The following is a 23,994-nucleotide window of genomic DNA, read 5'->3' as shown; positions in this document are numbered from 1 at the left end:
GAGTCAATTCTTTTTACGGCGGCCCGGCCGACGTCAAAGAGCCGACGCGTACATTGGCAAGTCGGCCGGGCGGCGCGAGGTAATTCGTGAAGTCCTACGACGGGAGCAGCCTCGGCGGCACGTGCGCGCGTACCCGCTCGGCCAGCTCGGCCGCCCGGATCCCGGCCGACGCGGCGACCGCGGACGCCGGGCCTCCGGCCTTCTCGGCGGCCCTGCAGCGCTCCACGAGCACCCGCATGCGCTCGTGCAGCAGCGCCCACGAGGGCTCGCGCCAGGGCACGAAGTTGCTCATGGCGTAGTACATCTCGAAGGCGAAGCCCGCCGTGCGGCCGGGGTGCTCGGGGCCGACGGGCAGTGTGGTCATGGCGGCGGCCAGCGGCCGCAGCACGTCGGCCATCATGCTGATCGACGTGCCGACGAGCAGGCCCAGCTGCTCCTCGCTCTCGTCGGTGTGCGTGAAGAACCTGGTCAGCAGGTGCAGCACCAGCTCGTAGGCCACCGCGGCCAGCTCGGCCGTCCTGCGGGTGCCGGGATCGGTGATGAGCGGCTGGGGGTCCGCGATGTCGTAGGGCTGTTTGAGGAAGGCGGCGAGCGCCGGCCGCGCCGGGTCGAAGCCCGGGTCGCGCGCCCGCAGCTCCTCGTACTCCCGCCACACCTTGAGGAAGCGCCCGTAGTGGGCCTGCTGCCAGTCGCCGCGCGCGCCCTCGCCCTGCTCGATGATGAGATCGATCGCGGTGAACGCCGACTTCAGATCCGTGACCGCGACGAGCTGCGGCCAGCGGAACAGCTGCGGCGTGGCCTGGGCGCTCGGGGACCCGACGAACACGGCGGGCTCTCCGAGCTGGGCGCAGAGCGCCCGCAGTCCCTCCTCGATCCCGCGGTACAGGTGGCCGATCGTCTCGTACTCCTGGCCCCTGGGCATGAGATCGGCGGGGTCGAGCCGGGCGCGGGTGGGCGGCACCGGCCGGAACTCCGCGGCGTCCTGCAGCTGCATGCCCTCGGGGCGTTCCAGGTACAGGAAGTGCCGCAGCGCCTGCTCGCCGAATGGCAGCAGGTCGAGCTGGATGCCGGACGGGAAGTACCCCGAGCGCTGCGGGAAGTTCGGGCGGCCGAAGGTGGGCGCCGCGCCGATGGCGGCCAGCAGGTTGGACACCAGCGCCAGGTGCAGCATCTCCTCGACCGCGATGGAGTGCAGGATCCTGCGCCAGCCGGCGACCGCGTCCGCCTGCTCGGCCGTCAGGCCGTCCTCCGTCCCGCTCTTGAGGCTGGCCTCGGCGAAGAGGTACTGGCTCAGGATCATGTGTTCCAGCTGTGAGGCCTCGTTGAGCAGCCACCACAGGTGCTCCCGGTTCGCTATGACGATCGGGGGCTCGGACATGCGGGGGTCCTCCTCAGTTGGGGGTGAGTACGGCGCGGTAGCGCACCTGGCCTGCCTCCACCCGCTTGAGCACCTCGTTGATCTCGGCGAACGGGTAGGTCTCCACGCGCGGCCTGACCTTGCCCGCGGCCATCAGCGTGAGCACCTCGACCAGGTCGGAGCGGTTGTTGTGGGTGCTGCCCTTGATGGAGCACTGCTTGAACAGCAGCGTCATCATGTCGTCGATCTGCAGCGGGCCGGTGACGCCCATCGTGACCAGCCGGCCGCCGTAGCGCAGGCCGGACAGCACGCGGGCGACGAGGTCCGCCGAGGTGGTGGTGGCCAGGATGATGTCGGCGCCGCCGGCGTCGGCCAGCGCCTTGCCGGGGTCGTCGCCGACCACGACGCCCTGCGCGGCGCCCAGTTCCTCGGCGTACTCCGCCTTGTCGGGCGAGGTGGTGAGTACGACCGTCTCCAGGCCGATGGCGGCGGCCAGTTGCACCGCCATGTGCCCGAGCCCGCCGACGCCCAGTACACAGACGCGCTCGCCCGGCCGGGGGTCGGCGTTGCGCAGGCCGCTCATCGAGGTGAAGCCGGCGCAGAAGGCCACCGCCGCGTCGGTGTAGTCCAGGCCGTCGGGCAGCAGCGTGCACCCCGACTCCCAGGCCACCATCAGGTCGGCGTAGCCGCCGCCCATGTCCATCCAGGTCGTGGTGTGCTCACAGGCCACCGGGTGCCAGCTCTGGCACTGGAGGCAGCGCCCCTCGCCGCGCTGCATCCACGAGACGCCCACCCGGTCGCCCACCCGCAGGGTGGTGGCGCCGGGACCGAGCGCCACCACCTCGCCCACGGGCTCGTGCCCCGGCACGATCGGCAGCCGCACCGGCCAGTGGCCACGGTGGACCAGCACGTCGCTGAAGCACATGCCGCACGCGTGAATGCGTACGACGACCTGGCCGGGCCCGGGCTCGGGATCGGCGAGGTCCTGGAACTCCCATGCGGAGTTGAGTTGCGTGATGACGGCTGCGCGCACGGTCTCCTCCTCGGCGAGACACGTCAGGGAGGCCCACGATAAATATCCGGCCCGCGCCGGCGGCACCCTGACTTAACGGAGCCACGGCGCTTTTGTCAGACCCGGACCTGACGAAATAACGGCGTTCGGCGGCCGAAACAGGCCATATTCCGGGCGCGAATGGTACGAATGGGTCACCGCCCGCTGTCCTTGGAGATTTCCATGCTTTCCATTGCCGCCATCGCGCTGGCGGGCGGACGCGGACTCCGCGCCCGCCCGCTCACCCTCGAGGGTTCCGGTCACATAAGGAGCAAGGCCGCCGTCCCTTTTCTCGGGCGGCCGGTCATCGAATGGCTCGTCGCGGGGCTGCGCGACCAGGGGATAACGAGTTTCCATGTGGCGGCCAACGGCCGGGAGAATCGTTACCAGGTCAAGGAGGCTCTGGGGTACGGCGAGCGGCTCGGAGTCTCGGTGCGGTATTCGCGGCCGCGTACGGACCGGTTCAACACCGGCTCGGGGCAGGCGACGCTCAGCGTGATCGAGGAGCACGGCCTGCTCGGCCACGCCCTGGTGTTCCCGACGGACTCGCTCTTCGAGTTCGACCTGGCGGCGCTGGCGCGTGACCACCTGGCGAGCAAGGCGGTGGTGACGGTCGGCCTGGTCCATCGGACGGCGGCGGAGGTGGCGGGGACGTACGGACTGGTGCTCGCGGACGGCGCCGGCCGGATCGAGCGGTTCATCGAGAAACCGCCCATGGAGACCATCGCGGCGGTGGCCGACGACTCGGACAGAGTGCCCATCAACGCCGGCCTCTATCTGGTGGACTGCGCCAGGCTGCGCGCGCTGGCCGCCACCGACGAGCTGGCGGCGCTGGCCCGGCAGGGGCTCGACTGGGGCGGCGACCTGCTGCCGTGGCTGGTGTCGCGCGGCCACCGGGTCATGTGCTCGCCCCTTGCCAAGGTGGGCGACCTGGGCAACCCCCGCGAGTACCTGCTCACCATGGCCGAGGCCCTGGCCGGCGGCTACCCGGGCCTGCGGCTCCCGGACCGGCCCGTGATCCACCCCGCCTCGCTGGCGCGGCGCGACGAGGTCAGCGGGCTGACGCTGGCCGAGAAGCTGGCCGCCGGGCTCGTGCACGTGGGGCCGGGCGCGTGGATCGGCCGGGACGTCGAGATCGGCCCCGGTGTCGTGCTGCGCGACTCGTACGTCGGCGACGAGGCGGACCTGCACCCGTGGTGCCGCCTGGAACGGGTGGCCTGCCTGGACGGCGCGATCATCGGGCCCGGCGCGCGGCTCAGCGACGCGTACGTGGGCGTGATGGCGAGGGTGGACTCGTCGCTGGAGCGCCCCGCCGTCATCGGCGGCTTCACCGCGCTCGGCCACGAGGTACGCGTCGCCGAGGGCGCCGGCCTCAGCGGCGTCATCGCCTATCCAGGACAGACCGTGACAGGATCCGGGACAGGATCCGGGACAGGGGCCGGGACAGGATCCGGCACAGGGGCCGGGCACGCCGGCGGGCGTCAGTCGCAGACGTCGTCCGGCTCCTCGACCCGGTCGTAACGGAGCCGGGTCTCGATGGCGTAGGCGTGCGGGGCGTACCCGGTGCGGAGGTCCTGGAAGACGGTCCACGCCTTCTGCGGGTCGCGCTCGGCCGGCAGCCCCGCCTCGTGCACCAGCAGCAGCGTGTCGGAGAAGTTGCGCTCCTCACGTCCCTGCAGGCTCACCGGGATGGGCGGCAGCGTGATGCACAGCCCGCGGGCCAGCCGGTGCATGCAGCGCGTCCCCGTCATGAGCAGGGCCTTCGTGTGCGCCGGGGCCCAGCTCGGCGCCAGCGCCTCGATGAGCGCGGCCGCGTCCAGGACGATGACCGCGGCCTTGAGCCAGTCGAGGTCGCCCGCGGGGCGGCGGAACGTGAGCGCCGGATGGGCGAGGTGGGAGTGCTCCACCTCGGCCATCCACCCTGTCCACTCGGCGAACATGGTGTCGAGATGGTCGCGTGAGCCGGTCTTGAGGTAGGCCGCGAGCATGGTGTCGGCGTCGCGCGGGTTGCACACGTTGCCGCCCAGCCTGCCGACCAGCCGCTCCCGCCGGGCGTAGGCGGCCAGGAAATGCCCCAGGTACGCCGTGATGGCCGCCACCATCAGCAGCCGGGACGCCCACTCGGCCTCACGCAGCGGCGTGCCCTCCAGCAGCGCGAACCCGGCCGTGGACACGCCGAGCCAGATCGCGGCCACCGTGACGACGGCCAGCGGCCCGCACAGGTCGAGCAGCGGCTCCCGGATCACGGGCGGGACCCGGCCGGCCATCGCGAGGATGGGGCCGGCGAACGCCCGCAGGACGCCGCGGACCAGCCGGGTCGGCCTGCCCCGGGGGGTGAACACGGTGAGCACGACGCTCAGCCAGACCGCCGCCACGAGCGCGGCGCCGGCCAGCGTTCCCAACACGGCTGTCACCATGCCCGTATCCTCCGGCTCCTGACTGGAATGCTCAAGAATCAGTTAGTGCTAGTAGTCGGAATGCCAGCTTCAAAAGAGCGGAGACGAGGCTCCGGACGTCCCGGAGCCCCGTCTCCCGACTGCGGCGGCCTTGTCTCACACGGTCGCCGCCGAGCGTAATTCGGTGGTCAGGTCCAGCAGCGTGCTCGGGCCGAGCAGGCTGCGGACCGGCACGTCCACGCCCAGCTCCCGCCGCACCCGCTCGCGGAACCTGGTGGCCAGCACGGAGTCCAGCCCCAGCAGGGTGAGCGGCACATCCATCCCGATCTCGTGGCCGGGCACCGCGAGGATCTGGGACGCCAGGTCGGCCACCACAGCGGTCAGCTCGGTCTCGGAGAGAGCTGCCAGATCCGGGCGTCCTCGCCGCGCGAGGACGGGCTCGCGGGCGGGCTCGGGAGGAATGGGCGACGTGGCCGAGCCGGGCCAGAACCGCCGCCGCTGCCAGGGGTAGCCGGGCAGCCGGACGTACTCGCCCTCCGCGTGGACGCGGTCCCAGCGGGGACGGCAGCCCAGCACGTACGCCTGGCCGAGCGCGGCGCTGAGGGCGGCCGCGTCCGGCACGTCCCTCCGCAGGCAGGGCACGACGCTCGCGTTCGCGCCCGACGCCTCGATCTCCTCCTCCAGCGCCGTCTGCAGCACCGGGTGCGGGCTCATCTCGATGAACACGGTGGGCCGGGCATCGGCGAGCGCGGCCTGGCAGGCGGCGGCGAAGCGCACGGGCAGGCGCAGGTTGTCGAACCAGTAACCGGCGTTCAGTTCCGTGCCGTCCACGACCCGGTCCCAGGCGCTGGAGTGGATGGACACGGAGCAGGGGCCGGGCCTGACGCCGGACAGCGCCTCCAGCAGCGCCTCGCGCACCGGCTCCACCTGCGGCGCGTGCGAGGCGTAGTCCACGTCCACCTGACGGCAGAAGACGCCGTCGCGGCGCAGCGGCTCGACGATCCGCTCCAGCTCCGCGGGGTCGCCGGACAGGACCGTGGAGTGCCGGCTGTTGACCACCCCCACGCAGACCTGGCCGGAGCGCTCGCCGACGGCCTGCAGGGCCGCCTCCTCGCCGAGCCCCACGGCCCACATGGCGCCGGGTGTGCGCAGCTCGCGCAGCAGCCGGCTCCTCCGGGCGACCACGGCCGCGCCGTCGGCCACGCTCAGCGCGCCCGCGGTGACCGCCGCGGCGATCTCGCCCATGCTGTGGCCGATGAGCAGGTCGGGCTCGACGCCCCACTCGCGCCACACGGCGGCCAACGCCACCTGCATCGCCCACAGCGTCGGCTGGACCTCGTCCACGCGCGTCAACCGCTCCCCGCGCAGCAGCACGTCCACGGGGGACCACCCGAGCTCGGCGGCCACCGCGCGCGAGCACTCGTGCAGGCGGCGGGCGAAGGCCGGCTCGGCGGCCAGCAACTGCCTGCCCATGCCCGCCCACTGGCCACCCTGCCCGGGGAAGACGAACACCACCTTCGGCCGCTTGGCCGCGCGGCGCTCCCCGGCATGCACCGACCGCCCGTCACCCCGGCCGCTCGCGCGGAACTCCCGCAGGGACGCGGCCAGCGAGCGGGCGTCGTCGCCGACCGCGGCCAGCCGGAACTCGTGGTGCGAGCGCCGGGCGCCCGCGCTGAAGCACACGTCGTGGAGGCCGGACCCCTCGTCCTCGGCCACGGTGTCGGCCACGGTGTACACGGTGTCGAGCAGTTCGGCGTACGCGCCCGCGAGCTCGTCGAGCGCCCGAGGGTCCCGCGCCGACAGGGGCAGGACGTAGCTGGGCCGGGCCTCGGTGCGACGCGGACGCGCCGGGCGCGGCGCCTCGGAGAGCACGACGTGGACGTTGGTCCCCGACATGCCGAAGGAGTTGACGCCCGCCAGGGCCGGCACCCCCCGCTCCGGCCAGTCCTGGGCGAGCAGCGCGAGCTCGATGGCCGCGGCCGGGTCCCGCAGGACGGCGTGCGGCTCCACCACGTGCAGCGTCGGAGGTATGGTCCGGTGCCGCAGGGCCAGGGCCGTCTTGAGCAGCCCCGCCATCCCCGACGCGAACTCGGTGTGGCCGATGTTGGACTTGACCGATCCGACCAGGCAGCGCCGCCCCGGGTCCCGGCCCTCCCGCATGACCAGGTTCAGCGCGGCCAGCTCGGTCGGGTCGCCGGCAGGGGTGCCGGGCCCGTGCGCCTCGACGTAGTCGACGTCGCCGGGGGAGACCCCGGCGTCGAGATAGGCCTTGCGCAGCATCGTCTCGTGCCCCTCCAGCCCGGGCGCGACGAGCGAGCCGCCGGTGCGGCCGTCGTGGGTGGCGGCGCTGCCCAGGATCGTCGCGTACGGGCGGTCGCCGTCGGCGAGGGCCCGCGAGAGCGGCTTGAGTATCAGGGCCACCACGCCCTCGCTGCGCACGTACCCGTCCCCCGAGACGTCGCCGAACTTGCACAGGCCCGAGCCGGACAGCACGCCGGCGTCGGCGAGCGCGAAATACAGGTCGGGCACGATCTGCAGGTTCGCGCCGCCGACGATGGCCAGGTCGATCTCGCCCGCCCACAGCGCCCGGCAGGCCACGTGCACCGCCAGCAGCGACGTCGCGCAGGCCGCCTCCACGCCCATGCTGGGACCGCGCAGGTCGAGATGGGTGGAGATGCGGCCGGGGAAGATGCCGCTGACGGCCGCACCGAGCGCGGCGTGCATGTCGTACATCCCCGAGCGGCGCAGCAGGTCCCAGTAGCCCGAGGGCAGCAGGCTCGTGTAGACGCCGGTGTCGCTCCCGGCCAGGCTCTCGCCCGGGATGCCCGCGTCGTCGAGCGCCTCCCAGGTGACCTCGAGGAGCAACCGCTGCTGCGGGTCCATCCGCAGGGCCTCGAACGGCGTCACGCCGAAGAAGCGCGCGTCGAACCCGGCGATGTCGTCCAGATAGCCGCCCGCGCCCCGCAGCACCTCGGGCCTGCGGCGGCCGGAGGCGGTTTCGATGTCGAATCTCTCCTGCGGGATCACCCCGATCACGTCCCGGCCGCCGCTGACGATCTGCCAGAGGTCGGCCGGGCTCTCCGCACCCGGCAACCGGCAGGCGGCGCCGACGATGGCGATGGGATCTCGCCCCCTGTTGTTGTGCATGGGCCCCGTTCCCGTCCGCACCCGCGTCATCGTGAATTCGTGATGCCCGGGCGCCCTTGTTGGTTGGACGAACGACATCACCTAAGGTCCGGCTCGCCCGCAGAGGGTGTCAATTAACAGATGACGAAATACCGAGGGGCGGTGGAAACGGCGTTATTCGCTCGCGTGCATCGGAAAATGGATCACAAGCCCCACCAGCGGCTCGTCCGGGGTGATCATGAGCGCCATGCGCAGGGTCTGCAGGCCCAGCCGCGGATGCCGGAACCGGCGGGTGAGGCTGCGGTGCTCCTGCACCTCGTGCCTGCGCCACAGGGCGGCGAAGAGCGGGCTCAGCTGGGAGAACTCGGCGATCTTCGCCGTCAGCCGGTCGTCGTGCGGCCACCTGGCCAGCTCCGAGCGCCACCGGGCGATGACGTCGCAGGTGACGCGCTCCCAGTCGGGCAGCCGCTCCTTGGCCTTGGGCGAGACCAGCAGCCAGCGCAGCATGTTGCGGTGCTCGGGCGCGTAGCTGCCCCAGTCGTCGTACCACTCGGCGGCCGCGTCGTTCCAGGCGGTCAGGTCGCAGTTGATGTCGGTGGCGTAGACCGGATAGTCGCTGGCGCCCATCAGGCTGACCAGTGGGCCCATCACGTCGCCCGACCAGGTCTGTCCCTCGAGCGGCTGCGGGTTGGTGACCTGGCCGTGCACCAGCGTGTGCATGTAGCGGCGCTCGTCCTCGCTGAGGACGAGCACCCGGGCCAGGCTGTCGAGCACCTGGATGGAGGGCTTGATGTCACGCCCCTGCTCGAGGTACGTGTACCAGGTCGGGCTGAGGCCGGCGAGCACCGCCACCTCCTCGCGCCGCAGCCCCTTCGTCCTGCGTCCCCCGCCTTCGGGGAAGCCCACCTGCCCCGGCGTGACCCGTGCGCGCCTGCTGCGCAGGAATCGCGCGAGCTCCTGCCGGCTCCAGCCGTCGCCTGACACAGAACCCCCCGTGAATGCCCCCACCGCGTCAGCAGATCCGGATCGCAAGGCTGAGTCTAGAAGCCTCACGGAATATTTGTCACCTCTAACCGGATTGCGTCATTTCGGCATTGACGTTACGGCTTTGTTCCCAAAACATGAATTTGTCGATTCAATTGGGGGGATTAACCAGATGAAGTGGCATTTCACCGGCCGGAGCGAGCAGCTCGCCGCGATTCGGTCAGCCCTCGGGGCAGCCGGCGCAGGCCCTATTGTCGTCACAGGTGAGCCGGGCTCAGGCCGGAGCCGGCTGGTGGAGCGTGTGCTCGAATCGCCCGAGGCGGCGCGTTACGAGGTCGTCCGGCTGAGTGCCGCGGACAGCCCGGGTGACGTCGCCGCCCGCGTCGGGGTGGCCGCCGGGGATCGCCCGCTGCTGCTCGTCATGGACGACGCGCAGGTGAGCGGGGACGAGAGCCTGATGGCGCTGCGCGTGGCCGCAGGTGGGAGCCCGCGGGCCAGGGTGCTGGTCACGACGCTGTCCGGGCCCGCGGCGGGGCGCCCCGATCCGGTGGACTGCCTGCGGTTCGAGCCGGGAGCGTACACGATCGACGTGCCGCCGCTCACCGTCGAGGAGGTGGCCGTCCTGCTGGCCGCGCTGGCCGGCGGCCACGTACGGCAGGCCACCGCCGACGCCCTGCACGCGGCGACCGGCGGCAACCCCCGCCTGCTGCACGACTTCCTGGTCGGACGCCGGCTCACCGAACGCCTGACCCGGGGCGCCGCCGGGTGGGAGTTCCAGTGCGCCACCGAGTGGCAGCCGCCGATGGACCCGTCCGCGGCCACCCCGCATCTGGTGAAGGCGACCTGGGACGCCTGGGCGGCGCTGGCCTTCGACCGGGCCTTCGAGCTGTGCAAGGCGGCGGCGTGGTGCGGCGAGGGGCACACCGTCTCGGTGCCGCTGGCGCACCTGCTGCTGCTGCGCGGCAGGGGGCGCGACAGCATGTCGTTCCTGGACTCGCTGCCCGAGGGAGTGGTGGAGAGCACGCCGCACCTGGCGCTCGCCCGCGCGGTCAACCTCGCCTGCGGGCAGGGCCGGCCGGAGGCCGCCGCCGAGTTCCTGCTGCGTGCCGCGGTGGCCGCCGGGCCGGCGCAGCGGCCGCTGCTGCTCGCCTACCGGGCCTGGATCATGGCGTTGAGCGGCCGCTCCGCCGACGACGTCGGCGCGATCACGCGCACCGACAGGGAGACCGCCCTGTTCGTGCACGCGGCGCAGGCCATGGCCCGCCTCCGGACCCGGCCCGACGAGGCGGTCTTCCACCTGCGGCGCGCGCTCGCGCTCACCGCCGGAGGGACGGAGTCGGGGCCGCCCTGGCTGGCGGCGCATCTGACGGCGTACCTGATCGACGCGCTGCTGCTGGCGGGCCGGGCGGGCGAGGCGACGCTGCTGGCGGCCGGCTTCCACGGTGGGGAGCCCGCCTCCGGCTGGGACGTCGCCGTCGCCATGTCGATGGTCGCCGCCTGACAAGCCCGGACCGCCGTCGCCATGCCGATGCTCGCCACCTGACAAGCCCGGACCACGGCTGGCCGCCGTGGTCCGGGCCGGGTGTCTCAGGACGGGTTCCTGCTCAGCGCGAGGGTGGTGATGTCGTCGGACTGCTCGGCGGCGCCCACGAACGTGCGCACCGAGGAGTCGACCGCCGAGAGCAGGCCGGGGGCGTGCGCCCCGGCCCCGGCCAGCACGTCCTGGAGCCGGGGGGTGCCGAACAGGCCGTGGGCGGCGTTCCTGGCCTCGACCACCCCGTCGGTGTAGGCGAACAGCGCGTCACCGGGGCCGAGCTGCACGTGCCCCAGCGTGTAGGAGCTGTCGGCCAGGATCCCGACCGCGGGCCCCGTCGGCGGCAGCATCGTCTGGCGGCCGTCGGCGTGCACCACGATGGGCGGATTGTGCCCGCCGTTGATGTAGACCAGGTCCCCGGAGTACGGATCCAGCACCCCGAAGAACATCGTCGCGAAATATGCCTGCTTGATGTGGTTGCGGGCCATGTACCGGTTGGTCCCGACCACCGCCTGGATCAGCGGCCCCGCCCCCAGCGACAGCAGGGGCAGCGCGGACTCTCCCGGCGAGCCGTCCAGCGCCACGGCGGCGTCGTCGCTGACGTCCTGGACGAACCCGGTGTGCTCGGCCGTGTGCCGCAGCAGCGTCCTGATCAGCGCCATGAACAGCGCGGCCCCCACGCCCTTGTCGCACACGTCGGCCACCACCAGCGCCAGCCGGCGCCCGTTGACGAGGGTGAACACGTCGTAGAAGTCGCCGGCCACCTGCCGGGCCGGCCGGAAGCTGGCCGCGATCTCCCAGCCGTCCAGCATCGGCAGCGACTCCGGCAGGAACCCGGCCTGGATGTCGCGGGCGATGCGCAGCTCACGCTCGTACTCCCGCAGGCTGGCCAGCGCCGCCATCTCCTCCACCGTGGTGCTGAGCTGCCAGCGTTCCCAGCAGGAGTTCGCCCTGCTGCGCAGCAGGCCGGGCAGGAAGGGGCGGGTCACGTAGTCGAACCCGCCGCGTACGCACTCCTCCAGCGCGGCGATGTCGTCGTCGGGAAAGGCCACGATCGTGGGCATCCGCCCGTCGACCAGGAACCGCTGGCTGACCAGCGCCATCCGCTGCAGCCCGAGCGCCGCCGAGATCAGCAGCAGGTCGGGGTGCGGGTGGCGCAGGACCAGGTCGTCCGGTACGGCGAGCTGGACGTCGAAGCCCTCTTCGCGCAGCGCCCCGTCGAGTTCGAGCACCGCCTGGGACATGGGGTTAGCCGGTTCGGCAACCACCAGGGCCGTCGGCATTCTCGCCTCCAAGCAGTCGCATGATCAGGGTGTTGCGGTTGCGTCCGCCGACGTATTCGTAGTGGAACTCGTCCACCTTGCCCATGGCGAGGAGCAGCCCGTAACCGCCTATGTCGCGCTGGGCGGGCGGCAGTGCCAGCCGCGGCGCGGGATCGTACCCGGCGGGGTCGAACGGCGGCGCGTCGTCCTCGATGCTGACCCGCAGCCGGTCGTTCCCGATCTCCCCGGACAGCTCCACGACGCCCGCCCCGCCCCGGTAGCCGTGCTGGGCGATGTTCGTGGTGATCTCGTCCGTGGCCAGGCGCAGCCAGTACGCCTGGCGGGAGGTCAGCCCGGCCTCGTCTGCCAGCACCTCGATGAAATCGGCCACCACGCCCGGCAGGGACGCGTGCTGAACGTCGATCCTGAGCCGGCAGGCGAGCATCACTGCATCACGATGCTGCGGTCGAAGCCGGTGAGCCGGATCGTCTCGGCCACCTCCGGCTTGGTCCCCACCAAGGTGATCTCCGAGCCGCGCGGCAGTTTCTGGTGAGCGAAGATCAGGCAGCGCACCCCCGCCGACGACATGTACGTCAGCTCGTCGAGGAGCAGCACCAGCTTGCCCACCTGCCGCCCCACGGCCTGCGAGACCAGGTCGTTGAGGTCGGGGGCGGAGCTGCCGTCGAGCTCGCCGGCCAGCCGGATCGTGGCGGTATCGCCCTCCACGCTCATCTTCATCTTGAAAGACATGACTCGCTTCCCTTCACTAGTGCGTGACCAAGATCGCGATGCTTCTGGGTCCGATGGACAGCTGTGACTGGTTGGCCAGCGGCGGCTCGGAGCCCGGCTCGAAGGCGTCCATCGGCGGGGCGGCGGCGGTGTCGGCGAACAGGTGCCACGTCTGCCCGCGCGGCGCGGCCGGCAGCTCGAGCGTGTGCGACTCCCAGTGGGAGTTGGCGGCGACGTACACGCAGTCGTTCCCGCCCCCGTCGAACAGCGCGGCCACCACCCGCGAGTGCGCCGCCCAGTCCGGGGACCAGGCACGCACGCCGTGCCAGTGGACCGAGCCGGGAGAGCCGCCCCGCAGCACCGGGTGCGCCCGCCGGAAGGCGATGGCGCGCCGCGTGAAGCGGAACAGGTCGGCGTTGCGCTCCCGCAGCCCCCAGTCGAGCCACGTGAGCGGCCCGTCGTGGCAGTAGGCGTTGTTGTTGCCGAGCTGCGTGCGGCCGATCTCGTCGCCGGCGAGCAGCATCGGCACGCCCCGGCTGGCCAGCAGGAGCAGCAGCGCGTTGCGCTGCTGCCGGGCGCGGAGCGCCAGCACCGCCGGGTCGTCCGTCTCGCCCTCGTGCCCGCAGTTCCAGGAGTTGTTGGCGTCGTCGCCGTCCCCGTTGCCCTCGCCGTTGGCCTCGTTGTGCTTGTGGTCGTACGACACGAGGTCCCGCAGCGTGAACCCGTCGTGTGAGGTGACGAAGTTGACCGTGGCCGCGGCCCCTCTGCGGCTGTACATGTCGGGCGAGCCGACCATGCGGGTGGCCAGCTCCCCGGTGACGCCGAGGTCGCCCTTGACGTATCTGCGCACCGTGTCCCGGTAGCGGCCGTTCCACTCCGACCAGCGGCTGTAGTGGGGGAAGCTGCCCACCTGGTAGAGCCCGGCGGCGTCCCAGGCCTCCGCGATCAGCTTGCGGTCGCGCAGGATCGGGTCGTACGCCAGCGACTCCAGCAGCGGCGGGTTGTGCAGCAGTTCGCCGTCGGCCCCTCGCCCGAGTATCGCCGCCAGGTCGAACCTGAAGCCGTCGACGTGGCACTCGGCGGCCCAGTAACGCAGGCAGTCCAGCACGAACCCGCGCACCACCGGATGGTTGCAGTTGAGCGTGTTGCCCGTGCCACTGAAGTTGTAGTAGTGACCGTCGGCCGTGAGCATGTAGTAGGTGGCGTTGTCCAGCCCCTTGAAGCTGATCGTCGGCCCGCGCTCGTCGCCCTCCGCGGTGTGGTTGAACACCACGTCGAGCAGCACCTCGATGCCCGCCCGGTGCAGCTCCTTGACCAGGTGCTTGAACTCGTCCACCTGCATGTGGTCGCGGCCGGTGGCCGCGTAGGACGCCTTGGGGGCGAAGAACCCGATGGGGCTGTACCCCCAGTAGTTGACGCCTGTGAACACGTTGTCGGTCTCGTCGAACTCGAACACCGGCATCAGCTCGACGCAGTTGACCCCCAGCTCCCGCAGGTACGGGATCTTCTCCACGAGCCCCGCGTACGTGCCCGGCGCCGAGACCCCGGAGGAGGGGTGCCGGGTGAAACCGCGCACGTGCAGCTCGTAGATCACCAGGTCCTCGTGCGGCAGGCGCGGCGGGCGGTCGTCCTCCCAGTCGAAGTCGTCCAGCGTCACCCGCGACCTGTGCCGATAGGGGCCGTGGCCGGTCAGCATCCTGGCGTACGGGTCGCTGAGCACGGTGTCCGGATCGAAGCGGTGGCCCTGCCACGGCCGGCGGGGGCCGTCCACGCGATAGCCGTACTCCAGTCGCTCGACGTCGAGGCCGAACACGGTCATCGCGTAGACGCTGCCCACCCGGAACGACTCCGGGAAGGGCAGCTCGGCCATCGGCTCGGGCTCGCCCTCCCGGTAGAGCACCAGCGTCACCGAGGTGGCGTGGTTGGAGAAGACCGAGAAGTTGACACCCCCGGGCACCCGCGTGGCGCCGAACGGCAGCGACCGCCCAGCGCGCACGGGGTATCCGGCGATCCGCTGCGTGGGGTAAGCGTCGATCGGCTCCAGGATGGTCATACAGTCAACGCCTCCACGCCTTCTTCGACGGACTCCACCACGGTGAAGAATCCGAGGAACCCGGTCGCGTCCATGATCGCGCGCACGTCGGGGGACAGCCCCGTCAGCGCCAGGCGTACCGTGCTGTGCTGGGCCTGCCGGTAGATCAGCAGGAGCACCCGCAGGCCCGCACTCGACATGTACAGCGTCCGGGACAGGTCCAGCACGACCAGACCCTCCTCGGGGAAGAGCGCCTGCAGGTCCTGCTGGACCCGGGGCGCGGTCTCGCTGTCCAGCTGGCCGTCCATGCTGATGACGGTGACCCCGCCGCGCAGCTCTCGTTGCAGTCGCATGGTCATGTCACTCCTCCACGGGCGCGAGGTGGGCGCGCACCGTCACCGGCCCGGCGGAGTCGGGCAGCTTCACCGTCATCGCCGCGGCGTCGAAGAGCTGGTACGGCGAGCCGTCCACCTCGACCCACTCCAGCCGGACCCGGCCGGGCGGCAGCGCGTCGGGCGCGACCCGCAGGACCCGGTCGGTGAACCCGTCGGGCCGCGGCCGGAACCACAGCGTCAGCGGCTCCTTGTCGAGCAGCAGCCGCTGGTAGACGGTCGCCAGGAAGCAGAGCTCGGCCGCGTGGCACATGCTCATCGAGTGGCTGCCCTTGAACCGCTCGGTGCCGAGCAGGTACGGGTGGCCGTCGGCGAGCACGTTGAAGTAGATGCCACCCTCGTCGTGGTCGAGGAAGAAGGCGCTGTAGAAGGCGGCCGACTCCCGCGCCCTGCGCACGAACTCCTCCTCGCCGCCCAGCCCCGCCAGGATCTGGTAGGCGAGGATCGCCTGCTCCTGCTGCCACCAGGCCTTCCTGTCGTGCCAGACGAACCGGTGGACGTGCTGGCCGGGGGCGAGCCTGCGCTCGACCACGTCGTACCAGCCGCCGCGCTGCGGGTCGCTGCCGAGGCCCGGCATCTTCTGGCCGATCTCGTTCGCCAGCGCCCGGTAGCGATCCTTGGGCCGGATCGACATCATCCGCATGAGGTTCCAGGCGATCTTGAGGTTGTGCCCGACGACCGCCCTGTCCTGCTGCCAGTGCCAGGTGGTGTCCGGCGTCCAGTCCGCGTGGAAGCGCTCCTGCACGTACGGGCTGTCCTTCCTCGGCATGTGCTTGACGATGAGGTCGAACGTCTCCTCGAGCATGTCGGCGTGCCGCTCGTCGCCGGTGGCCAGGAGCAGGTTGATGAGGTAGGCGGGGGCGTGGTCGCCGACGGAGTTCCAGTTCTTCCTCGACCGGTTCGGGCCCAGTGACTCGTGGTGCGGGCTGAGCAGGATCGGGTCGATGTGCGAGAAGTAGCCGCCCCGCTCGGGGTCGTGGAAGAACTTGCGGAACAGCCGCAGCGTGCCGTCGATGTCGGCGGCGATGCGCGGGTCTCCGGTGAGCCGGTAGAGCTGGGTGGGGCCGGCCAGGGCGTAGATCTGCTCGTACATCGGGATGGCGTCGTAGTCGTCGCCGAACTCGGAGGTGAACAGCTTGCGCTCGACCCCGTCGCGCACGTCGATGCCGTGGTACCAGTACACGACGTCCTCGTCGCGGTCCACGAAGCGCATGTGCTCGCGCAGGTAGGCGGCGCCCTGCTCGGCCACCTCCAGGAAGTCCTCCTCGCCCGTGAGCATGTAGGCCGAGGACATCCCGTAGACCATCCGGGAGATCGTGTCGGTCTCCTGCACGTCCTGGCCGGCCTTCTCGCCGCCCAGCCGCAGCATGGTCCGGTACGCCGAGTAGTCGATCGGGCCGTCGGCCCCGAACTGCGCCTTGCGGTAGAAGCGGCCCAGCTCGCGGATCTGCTTGACCCACCAGTCGGGCTGCTCGAAGGCGTACTGGCCCGGCTGCCTGCCCAGGAACGTCAGCGCCTTGGCCTCGATCGTGTAGGAGCCGTTCTCGTAGTAGAAGATCCCCTTGACGAACACGTAGGTGCCCGGCGTGAGCAGCTGATCCAGGTGCGCCGAGGCGTCGAGGTACGGCTCCGAGAGGTTGCGCACGAACTCGGCGGAGGTGGTGCCGGTCAGGCGCACCCGCACCGCCCGCCCGTCGTTGGTGCGCAGGCTGATCTCGCCGTGCTCGAAGGCGGTGACATAGCCGGCGACCAGGTCGGAGAAGGTGAAGTCGGGCCGGTAGACCGTCTCGGAGCCGCGGTCGGCGGCCACCAGGTCGATGATCATGCGGGCGAAGGCGGCGCAGTGCTCGGCCGTCCGGCCGGTCACCAGGTCGCGGTCCACCACGACGTCCTGGTCGGTGTAGAGCGCGCCCATGTTGCGCACGTCGCCGATCAGGTTGTTGTGGCACGTCACACGGCGGCCCTTGACCACGTCGGCGATGGGCGCCGCCAGCCAGAGGCCGTGGCAGATGATGCCCTTGACGATCCGGTGGTCGTCGAAGGCCTCCTTCAGCAGCCGTACGGCGGGGGCGAGCTCGTTGACGTCCTCGGTGTAGCGCAGCCGGTCCGACACCATGCCGGACGGCACGATCAGCACGTCGATCCGCCTCAGATCGGCGCTCTCCAGGTCGCCGCTCACCGTGAACGGCTCCTTGAACTCGTGGCCGTGGAAGGTCAGCGAGTCCTGCCCCCACAGCCGCGTGAGGAACTCGACCCGCGCCCCCTCCTCGGTGAAACGCCGCTGGTAGTAGTGGAGCTCCTGCTCGACGAAGTCGCTCTCCATGAGGATCGCGACGGTGCGCCCGGCCAATCGCTTCTCACGCACGGTGTACCTCTCAGGTGGTAATCAGATCGACGAGGAACGGCCCCGGCGCCGCCAGCATCCGCTGGACCGCCGCCTCCACCTGGGCGGGCTTGCTCACCTTGACGGCGGGGACACCCAGGCTCGCGGCCAGCCGCACGAAGTCGATCTGGGGGTGGGACAGGTCGAAGCCCTCGGGGTTGGGGTGCGCGGCGATGCCGCGCTCGCGCCAGTACTGTTCGAGGTTGTCGTCGAGCAGCTGGTAACGGCGGTTGTCGCAGATCACGAAGCGGGCGGCGACGCCGTACCTGACGGCGGTCCACAGGGCCTGGATGGTGTACATGCTGCCGCCGTCGCCGGTGAAGGCCACCACCTCGGACTCGGGGCGGGCCAGCTTGATCCCGATCGCGCCGGGGATGCCGACGCCGAGCGAGCCGCCCCTGGTCTGGAAGTAGGTGCCGGGCCTGCGCGGCGGCAGCCGCCTGAGCAGCGCGGGGGAGGCGGTCAGCGCCTCGTCGAAGATCACCAGCCCGTCGCCCGCCCGGGCGGCCAGTTCGCCGGCGAACAGGTCCGTCATGCTCTCGCCGTACGCCTCGGCCGGCTCGCGGGCGGGCACGGGGCGGGCGGGGCCGAGCAGTGCGGCCAGCGCCGCGAGGGTCGGCTTGGGATCGGCGACGAGCGCGACGTCGGCCGGCAGGTTCTTGGCGATCTCGTAGTCGTCCAGGTCGATGTGGACGATCTTCGTCCCTTCGGCGAAGGGGCTGGTCAGCAGCGGGAACACCTCGGGGAAGAGGTACGTCCCGACGACGAGCACGGCGTCGGCCCCGGCCAGCGCGGCGGCGCTGTGCTCGCCGAACATGTGCCCGAGGTCCCCCCGGTGGAGCGGGTGGGTGGTGTCGATGGTCAGCTCCGAGGAGTTCACCGTCCACACCGGGGCGCCGAGCGCCTCGGCCACCCTGGCCAGCTCCTCCTGCGCGCCGGACACCGAGACCCCGTCGCCGGCCAGCACCACGGGCCGCCGGGCGGCGCGCAGCACGGCCGCGGCCCGCTCCAGCTCCTCCGGCACGGGCACCGTGGCCCGGCTGGGGACCGTGCTGGCCACGGCCGGCTCGTCGGTGTCCTCGTCGAGCACGTCCATCGGCAGCGCCACGAAGACCGGCCCGCGCGGCGGCGTCATCGCCATCTTGACCGCCCGCCGCAGCACCCTCAGCACCGAGCCGGGGTGGGTCACCCTGGTCGCGTACTTGGTCACCGGCCGGGCCATCGCCACCAGGTCCACCGCCATCTGGCCGTCCATGGCCTCGTACCGCACGCCCGCCTCGCCGGCGATCACCACCAGCGGCGAGTGGCCGCGCTTGGCCTGGTAGAGCAGGCCGATGCCGTTGCCGAGGCCGACGCCGCTGTGCAACTGGACCAGCGCGGGCCCGCCGGTGGCGCGGGCGTAGCCGTCGGCGATGCCGAGCGCCGCCGACTCCTGCAGCGCCAGGACGTACCGGAAGCCCGGTGTGTCCTCCAGCACGTCGAGGAACCCCTGCTCGACGGTCCCCGGATTGCCGAACATCACCGAGATGCCGTCGGCCGCGAACTGCTCGAAGATCGCCTTCTTGGCGGGACGGGTCGCCATGGTCACCAGCCGTAACGGCGCAGGCCGGACTCGAGCACCTCGACCAGCTTCTCGCCGGACAGGTACGAGTCGGGGGTCGAGCGGCCCGTCACGAACGGGAAGTCCACGATCACCGACGTCTCCTTGCCCACGTTGCCGTGGTAGCGGCCGTCGGGCGCGGTGGCGTCGCGCAGGATGTACTCCAGCGGGTACGGCGGCGGCCCCATGTTGAAGTCGACCCCCAGGAAGCCGGTGCCGTCCTTGTAGTCGTACTCCTTGCAGTGGCCTGTCACGTGCTTGCCGCGCAGGATGCTCGCCCGGTCCTCCCAGTCTCGGGCGAAGGCCAGGCAGGCGACGCCGTAGCACTCGGCGAGCACCGGCTTGTCCGCCCGCACGAAGGCGAGGATCAGGTCGTGCACCCGGCCGTTGTTGGCCAGGTCCACGATCGGGCCGCTGCCGCCCACGAGCACCAGGGCGTCGTACTCCTCGACGTCCCGGTCCAGCCGGCCGAGCTCCCGGTAGTAGGCCTCGACCTTGCGGAGGTATCCGTCCTCGCTGTTGTAGGGGCGTTCGGGGATCCAGTCGGCCAGGCTGACCGGGGCGTCCAGCCGGTCCGACTCGTCCAGCTGCCGGGCGGCCACGGCCACCTCCGGCGTGGTCACGGAGCGGCCCAGCGGCGGATCCACGTACCCGGGGTCGAGACTGGGCGGCAGTGCCCGCGCCCGCTTGCCGGTGGGGGTGGCGAACACGCTCCGGTAGCCCTGCCGGTCGAAGGCGGCCAGCGGGCCGACGAGTTCCTCTCCCCAATATCCGTACTCGGAGAGAACAATAAGAATGGTGCGCGTCATGCGTGGATTCAAACAACGAGTGGTTTTCCGGGACAAGCCCGGCCCGCCTATTCCGTCAAGTCAATGAAATTCGCCGGCACTACGTCAGGTGTCCGGGGCGGTCGCGCGGAAAATGGCGAAAGAATGGCCGCAGTCGATTGTTGGAGGGTCGTGATGCCTGAGCAGCGCCGGCCGGTCCTGCTGGCCGTGGACGACGACGACCACGTACTCCGCGCGGTGCGGCGCGATCTGTCCCGCGCCTACCAGCAGCGTTACCGGGTCGTGGCGACGAGGTCGCCGGTGGAGGCCACGCAGATCCTCGACCGGCTGCGCGGGCGCCGTGAGGAGGCCGCGCTGATCCTCTCCGACCAGCGCATGCCCGAGATGACCGGGATCGAGTTCCTGGCGGAGGCCGGCCGGCGCTTCCCCGCCGCGCGCCGCGTCCTGCTGACGGCCTACGCCGACACGAGCGTCGCCATCTCGGCGATCAACAAGGTGCGGCTGGACCACTATCTCGTCAAGCCGTGGGAGCCGCCGGAGGAGCGGCTCTACCCCGTGCTCGACGACCTGCTGTCGGACTGGGAGTCCGCCCATGAGGCCCCCTACCAGGGCATCCGCCTGGTCGGCCACCGGTACGCGCCCGCCACGCACCGGCTGCGCGACCTGCTCACCCGCTACCGGCTGCCGTTCAGGTTCGAGGAGGCGGAGCCGGGCGACCCGGGGGCGCCCGAAGTGGTGCTGCCCGACGGGCGCCGGCTGGCCCGCCCCGGGCACGGCGAAGTGGTGGCGGCCCTCGGCCTGGCGACGGAGCTCAGCCACCCCCACTACGACCTGGCCATTGTCGGAGGCGGCCCGACCGGGCTGGCCGCGTCGGTCTACGCCTCGTCGGAGGGGATGACCACGCTGCTCATCGAGGCGTACGTCCCCGGAGGCCAGGCCGGCACCTCCAGCCGGATCGAGAACTATCTCGGCTTCCCGTCCGGCATCTCCGGCGTCGACCTGACCAGCCGCGCCATGGCGCAGGCCCGCAGGTTCGGCGTGGACGTGCTCGCCCCGGTCGAGGCCGAGCGGCTGAGCCGGGCCGGCCGGGCGTGCGTGCTGAACCTGTCCGACGGCAAGGAGATCACCGCCGCCACCGTGCTGCTGTCGCCCGGCCTGTCGTACCGCAGTCTCGACGCCGAGGACGCGGCCCGCTTCGAGGGGGCCGGCATCTACTACGGCGCGGCCCTGTCGGAGACCGAGTCATGCGTGGGGCGGCACGTGTGGATCGTGGGCGGCGCCAACTCCGCTGGGCAGGCGGTGCTGCACTTCTCCCGGCACGCCCGCCACGTCACCCTGGTGGTGCGCGCGGACAGCCTGGCCAGCGGCATGTCCGCGTACCTGGTGGACGAGATCGCCGCGAGAGGCAACATCACGGTCATGACGAACACCTGCGTGGTCGCCGCCGGCGGCGGGGACCGGCTGGAGCACATCACGCTGCGCGACACCCGCAGCGGCGAGCTGACCACGCGGGAGGCCGAGCACGTCTTCGTGTTCATCGGCGCCCGCCCGCGCACCGAGTGGCTGGACCACCTCGTGCGCAGGGACCCCCACGGCTTCCTGCTCACCGGCCCCGACCTCGGCCCGGTGGCCGGGCTGACCGGCTGGGACCTGCCCCGGTCGCCGCTGCTGCTGGAGACGAGCGTGCCCGGCGTGTTCGCGGCCGGCGACGTGCGCGCCAACTCGGTCAAGCGGCTGGCCTCGGGCGTCGGCGAGGGCGCCATGGCGGTGTCGATGATCCACCGCTACCACTCGGAGAGCTGATCCGTCCTACTCGGGGAGCCGGGCCAGCGGCAGCCGCACCACGAACCGCGTGTCGCCCGGCCGCGAGTCGACCTCCATCGAGCCGCCGTGCCGCTGCGCCACGATGTCCATGCTGACGTGCAGCCCGAGACCCGTCCCCTTGCCCAGGTCCTTGGTGGTGAAGAACGGCTGGAACACCATCGGCAGCGCCTCGGCGGGGATGCCGTGGCCGGTGTCGCGGAACTCCACCACGGCGTGGTCGCCCTCCCGCCTGGTGCTGATGGTCAGCTCGCCCTCGCCGCCCATGGCGTCCACGGCGTTGTCGATGAGGTTGGTCCAGACCTGGTTCAGCTCGCTGGGGAAGGCCTGGAGGTCGGGGACGCCGCCGTACTCCCGGCGTACGCGGATGTTGCGCAGCTTGGGCGCCATGAGGGCGAGCGTGGCCTCCAGCCCCTCGCGCAGGTCGGCGTCCCGCTGGGGTGCGCGGTCCAGGTTCGTGTACGCCGAGGTGCGCCGTACGAGCTCCACCACCCGCTCGGACGCCTCGGCCGCGTCGCCCGCGAGGGTCCGGGTGCGCAGCACCGGCACCAGGTACGCCAGCGCCGCGGCGAGGGCGTCCGGCCGCAGACCGGCGGCCAGCTCGTCGAGCGCGGCGGCGTCCACGCCGTGCTCGGCGAGGTCGTCGGCCAGCTCGGCGGCCCAGCCGGCAGTGGGATCGAGGCCGTGTCCGCGCAGCCAGTCGGCGACGTCGTCGGCCGCCTCCGCCTCGGCCAGCGGGTCCAGCGGGGCCCGGGAGCCCAGGCTGTCCTGGAACCGCGCGACGTGCCGTACCTCGGCCTCCTCGCCCGCGCGCCCCCACTCGACCGCGGCGGCGGCCAGGCGGGGCGCGAGCCCGCGCAGCTCCCGCGCGGCCCGCAGCGCGGCCGCCGCCGGGTTGTTCAGCTCGTGCGCCAGGCCCGCCGCCAGCATGCCCAGCCCTTCGAGCATGCGGCTGCGCCCGGCCTGGCGCTCCATGGCGTTGATGCGCCCGGCCAGCACCGGCAGCAGCACCCGGCAGACCTGCGGGCAGCGCTCCAGCAGGTCGAAGAACGCGTCCTTGCCGTAGGCCACCACCCGCGCCGGCCCCACGGCCAGCGCGGTCGCGAGGTACTCGTCGCTGGTGAGCAGCGGCAGCTCGCCGATGAACTGGTGCTCCAGCACGTCGCCGAGGTGCCGGGCGAGCACCTGCTCCCGCCCGCCGACCAGCTTCGAGACCACGATCTCGCCGTCCAGCAGGACGTAGAAGGCGTCGGCGGGCGCGCCCTCGACGAACAGCGGCTCACCGTCGCCGAGCTCCTTGACCGTCCCGGCGCACGCCAGCCAGTCGAGCTGCTCGCTCGACAGCCCGGCGAACAGCTCGATCCCGGCGAGCCGGTCGGTCAGCCATGCGGGCGCAGGCACAGTTCCTCCGCCTCCCGTCCGTCCAGGCCGCGAAGCAGCCGGTACGCGTGGGCCACCGACACCAGCGTGACGTGGTGGTGCCAGCCCTGGAACGAGCGGCCCTCGAAGTGCTGCAGGCCGGAGTCGGCGGCGACCGACGCGAGCACGGACGCCGCCCTGTTGCGTAACCCGACCAGCCCCGCCAGGTCGGGCACCCGGTTGCGGCCCAGGTCGGTCAGCCATATCGCCCGCGCCCCCGAGCGCGGGTACCACCGATGGCCCGGTCCCTGCTGGTAGCGCAGGGGCCGCGTGCCCGCCTGCCCCTGGACCACCTGCAGCCGGGGCCTGAGCGGCTCCAGCACGGGGCGCGCGGGCAGGCCGGCCCCGCCGGCCGGCAGCGTGCCGGGGGAGACGCGGACGAGGTAGGGCAGCCCGCGCTCGGCGAGTCCGGCGAGGAGGAGCTCCACGCCGGGCATCGACCTGCCGTCCGCCACGATGGGCGCGGGAGGCAGCCCCCAGTCGATCACCATCTCGTCGATGGCCTGCAGCAGGTGGCGCCAGTGCGGCTGGCTCCGCTCGTGAGCCGGCACGCGGGCCCGGCTGCGCAGGCCGTCGTCATCGTCCCAGCAGCGGGGGAGCAGCAGCCGCCAGTTGACCGGGCAACCGCCGTCCTCTCCCACCATCACGACCGACAGGCCGAGCTGGCAGTTGAGCAGGCGGCCCGCGGAGTTGACGAACTGCCGCGCCACGCCCACCGACTTGGACCCGTTCTTCGGGAAGACGACCTCCTCCAGCACCCACGCCTTCGGGCGGATCGCCCCGGCGAGCAGCTGGGCCAGGCGCTGCCGTACGGGCGCCCAGTCCCAGGGGCTCTGGTTGATGAACTGCTGGAGGCACTGGTCGACCGGCCGCCCCACGACCTGGGTGGAGATCCGGCGGATCGACTTGCGGCCGGGTACGGAGACCAGGCCCTGGACGTAGACCTCGCCCCATCGCCGCTGATCAGAACGGAGAAACGACGCGAACAGGTCCTCACACAAAGGAGAGAGCCAAATCTGTCGCGTATCCAAATCCGAGTAGATGGCCATACGACCAACCCCTATAAATCGAACGTCCCCCTTTCCTGGAATTATTGAAATGTTCGGGGCCGGCTGACAGG

General features: G+C 71.8%; 18 protein-coding genes. 3 read left to right on the top strand and 15 right to left on the bottom strand.

What is annotated here, in order from left to right; genetic code table 11:
• Positions 1-94 precede the first annotated feature (94 nt).
• Together ABD830_RS06080 and ABD830_RS06075 are read right to left on the bottom strand one after the other, a co-directional pair.
• On the bottom strand, positions 95-1,378 hold the full coding sequence (locus ABD830_RS06080; protein ID WP_344985386.1) for a ferritin-like domain-containing protein: 1,284 nt from the start codon (positions 1,376-1,378) through the stop codon (positions 95-97).
• A gap of 13 nt (positions 1,379-1,391) precedes the next feature.
• A complete protein-coding gene (locus tag ABD830_RS06075; protein WP_344985385.1) occupies positions 1,392-2,390 on the bottom strand; it encodes an alcohol dehydrogenase catalytic domain-containing protein in 999 nt (332 codons plus the stop codon).
• Positions 2,391-2,591: 201 nt separating this feature from the next.
• Here ABD830_RS06075 and ABD830_RS06070 point away from each other — a divergent pair, with 201 nt between their 5' ends.
• The gene (locus ABD830_RS06070) at positions 2,592-3,929 is read left to right on the top strand and encodes a sugar phosphate nucleotidyltransferase (protein WP_344985384.1); all 1,338 of its coding nucleotides are present in this window, start codon (positions 2,592-2,594) and stop codon (positions 3,927-3,929) included.
• Here the strand turns inward: ABD830_RS06070 and ABD830_RS06065 are convergent.
• The 3 genes from ABD830_RS06065 to ABD830_RS06055 form a co-directional block, all read right to left on the bottom strand.
• The gene (locus ABD830_RS06065) at positions 3,890-4,825 is read right to left on the bottom strand and encodes a hypothetical protein (RefSeq protein ID WP_344985383.1); all 936 of its coding nucleotides are present in this window, start codon (positions 4,823-4,825) and stop codon (positions 3,890-3,892) included. The two genes, ABD830_RS06070 and ABD830_RS06065, sit on opposite strands and share 40 nt — an antisense overlap.
• A gap of 135 nt (positions 4,826-4,960) precedes the next feature.
• Complete coding sequence (locus ABD830_RS06060; RefSeq protein WP_344985382.1) at positions 4,961-7,972, bottom strand: type I polyketide synthase; 3,012 nt, start codon at positions 7,970-7,972, stop codon at positions 4,961-4,963.
• A 132-nt stretch (positions 7,973-8,104) separates the two neighbouring features.
• Positions 8,105-8,914 (bottom strand): helix-turn-helix transcriptional regulator, encoded by an 810-nt coding sequence (locus tag ABD830_RS06055; protein WP_344985380.1) that lies wholly within the window; start codon positions 8,912-8,914, stop codon positions 8,105-8,107.
• Between the two features lie 292 nt (positions 8,915-9,206).
• Between ABD830_RS06055 and ABD830_RS06050 the strand changes: the two genes are divergently transcribed.
• Complete coding sequence (locus ABD830_RS06050) at positions 9,207-10,415, top strand: hypothetical protein (RefSeq protein ID WP_378520805.1); 1,209 nt, start codon at positions 9,207-9,209, stop codon at positions 10,413-10,415.
• Positions 10,416-10,501: 86 nt separating this feature from the next.
• Here ABD830_RS06050 and ABD830_RS06045 read toward each other — a convergent pair whose 3' ends face one another.
• From ABD830_RS06045 to ABD830_RS06010, 8 genes are read right to left on the bottom strand one after another with little or no spacing between them, the layout of a single operon-like run.
• A complete protein-coding gene (locus ABD830_RS06045) occupies positions 10,502-11,692 on the bottom strand; it encodes a PP2C family protein-serine/threonine phosphatase (RefSeq protein WP_344985378.1) in 1,191 nt (396 codons plus the stop codon).
• 4 nt (positions 11,693-11,696) lie between these two features.
• On the bottom strand, positions 11,697-12,155 hold the full coding sequence (locus ABD830_RS06040; protein ID WP_344987640.1) for an ATP-binding protein: 459 nt from the start codon (positions 12,153-12,155) through the stop codon (positions 11,697-11,699).
• Complete coding sequence (locus ABD830_RS06035; RefSeq protein WP_344985377.1) at positions 12,155-12,460, bottom strand: STAS domain-containing protein; 306 nt, start codon at positions 12,458-12,460, stop codon at positions 12,155-12,157. The genes ABD830_RS06040 and ABD830_RS06035 overlap by 1 nt, the downstream gene beginning before the upstream one ends.
• A 16-nt stretch (positions 12,461-12,476) precedes the next feature.
• The gene (locus tag ABD830_RS06030; RefSeq protein ID WP_344985375.1) at positions 12,477-14,492 is read right to left on the bottom strand and encodes a glycogen debranching protein; all 2,016 of its coding nucleotides are present in this window, start codon (positions 14,490-14,492) and stop codon (positions 12,477-12,479) included.
• Positions 14,489-14,824 carry an STAS domain-containing protein gene (locus ABD830_RS06025; protein WP_344985374.1) on the bottom strand — a complete coding sequence of 112 codons (336 nt, stop codon included), beginning with the start codon at positions 14,822-14,824 and terminating at the stop codon, positions 14,489-14,491. Before ABD830_RS06025 ends, ABD830_RS06030 begins: the two co-directional genes overlap by 4 nt.
• Before the next feature lie 7 nt (positions 14,825-14,831).
• A complete protein-coding gene (locus ABD830_RS06020) occupies positions 14,832-17,228 on the bottom strand; it encodes an AGE family epimerase/isomerase (protein ID WP_344985373.1) in 2,397 nt (798 codons plus the stop codon).
• A gap of 10 nt (positions 17,229-17,238) precedes the next feature.
• Entirely contained in the window at positions 17,239-18,828 is a 1,590-nt protein-coding gene (locus ABD830_RS06015; RefSeq protein WP_344985372.1) for a thiamine pyrophosphate-binding protein, read from the bottom strand.
• Between the two features lie 2 nt (positions 18,829-18,830).
• Positions 18,831-19,655, bottom strand: a complete 825-nt coding sequence (locus ABD830_RS06010) for a type 1 glutamine amidotransferase domain-containing protein (RefSeq protein WP_344985371.1) — start codon at positions 19,653-19,655, stop codon at positions 18,831-18,833.
• 153 nt (positions 19,656-19,808) lie between these two features.
• Between ABD830_RS06010 and ABD830_RS06005 the strand changes: the two genes are divergently transcribed.
• The gene (locus ABD830_RS06005; protein ID WP_344985370.1) at positions 19,809-21,437 is read left to right on the top strand and encodes an NAD(P)/FAD-dependent oxidoreductase; all 1,629 of its coding nucleotides are present in this window, start codon (positions 19,809-19,811) and stop codon (positions 21,435-21,437) included.
• 6 nt (positions 21,438-21,443) lie between these two features.
• Here the strand turns inward: ABD830_RS06005 and ABD830_RS06000 are convergent, their stop codons facing one another.
• Together ABD830_RS06000 and ABD830_RS05995 are read right to left on the bottom strand one after the other, a co-directional pair.
• Positions 21,444-22,856: an ATP-binding protein gene (locus ABD830_RS06000; RefSeq protein WP_344985368.1), complete on the bottom strand. Its 1,413-nt coding sequence runs from the start codon at positions 22,854-22,856 to the stop codon at positions 21,444-21,446.
• Entirely contained in the window at positions 22,835-23,923 is a 1,089-nt protein-coding gene (locus ABD830_RS05995; RefSeq protein WP_425567068.1) for an IS701 family transposase, read from the bottom strand. The genes ABD830_RS06000 and ABD830_RS05995 overlap by 22 nt, the downstream gene beginning before the upstream one ends.
• Positions 23,924-23,994: the final 71 nt, after the last annotated feature.

Source organism: Nonomuraea helvata (assembly GCF_039535785.1).
GTDB classification, from domain to species: domain Bacteria; phylum Actinomycetota; class Actinomycetes; order Streptosporangiales; family Streptosporangiaceae; genus Nonomuraea; species Nonomuraea helvata.
The sequence above is the reverse complement of the archived record's forward strand: the minus strand, read 5'-3'. Positions and strand labels throughout refer to the sequence as shown.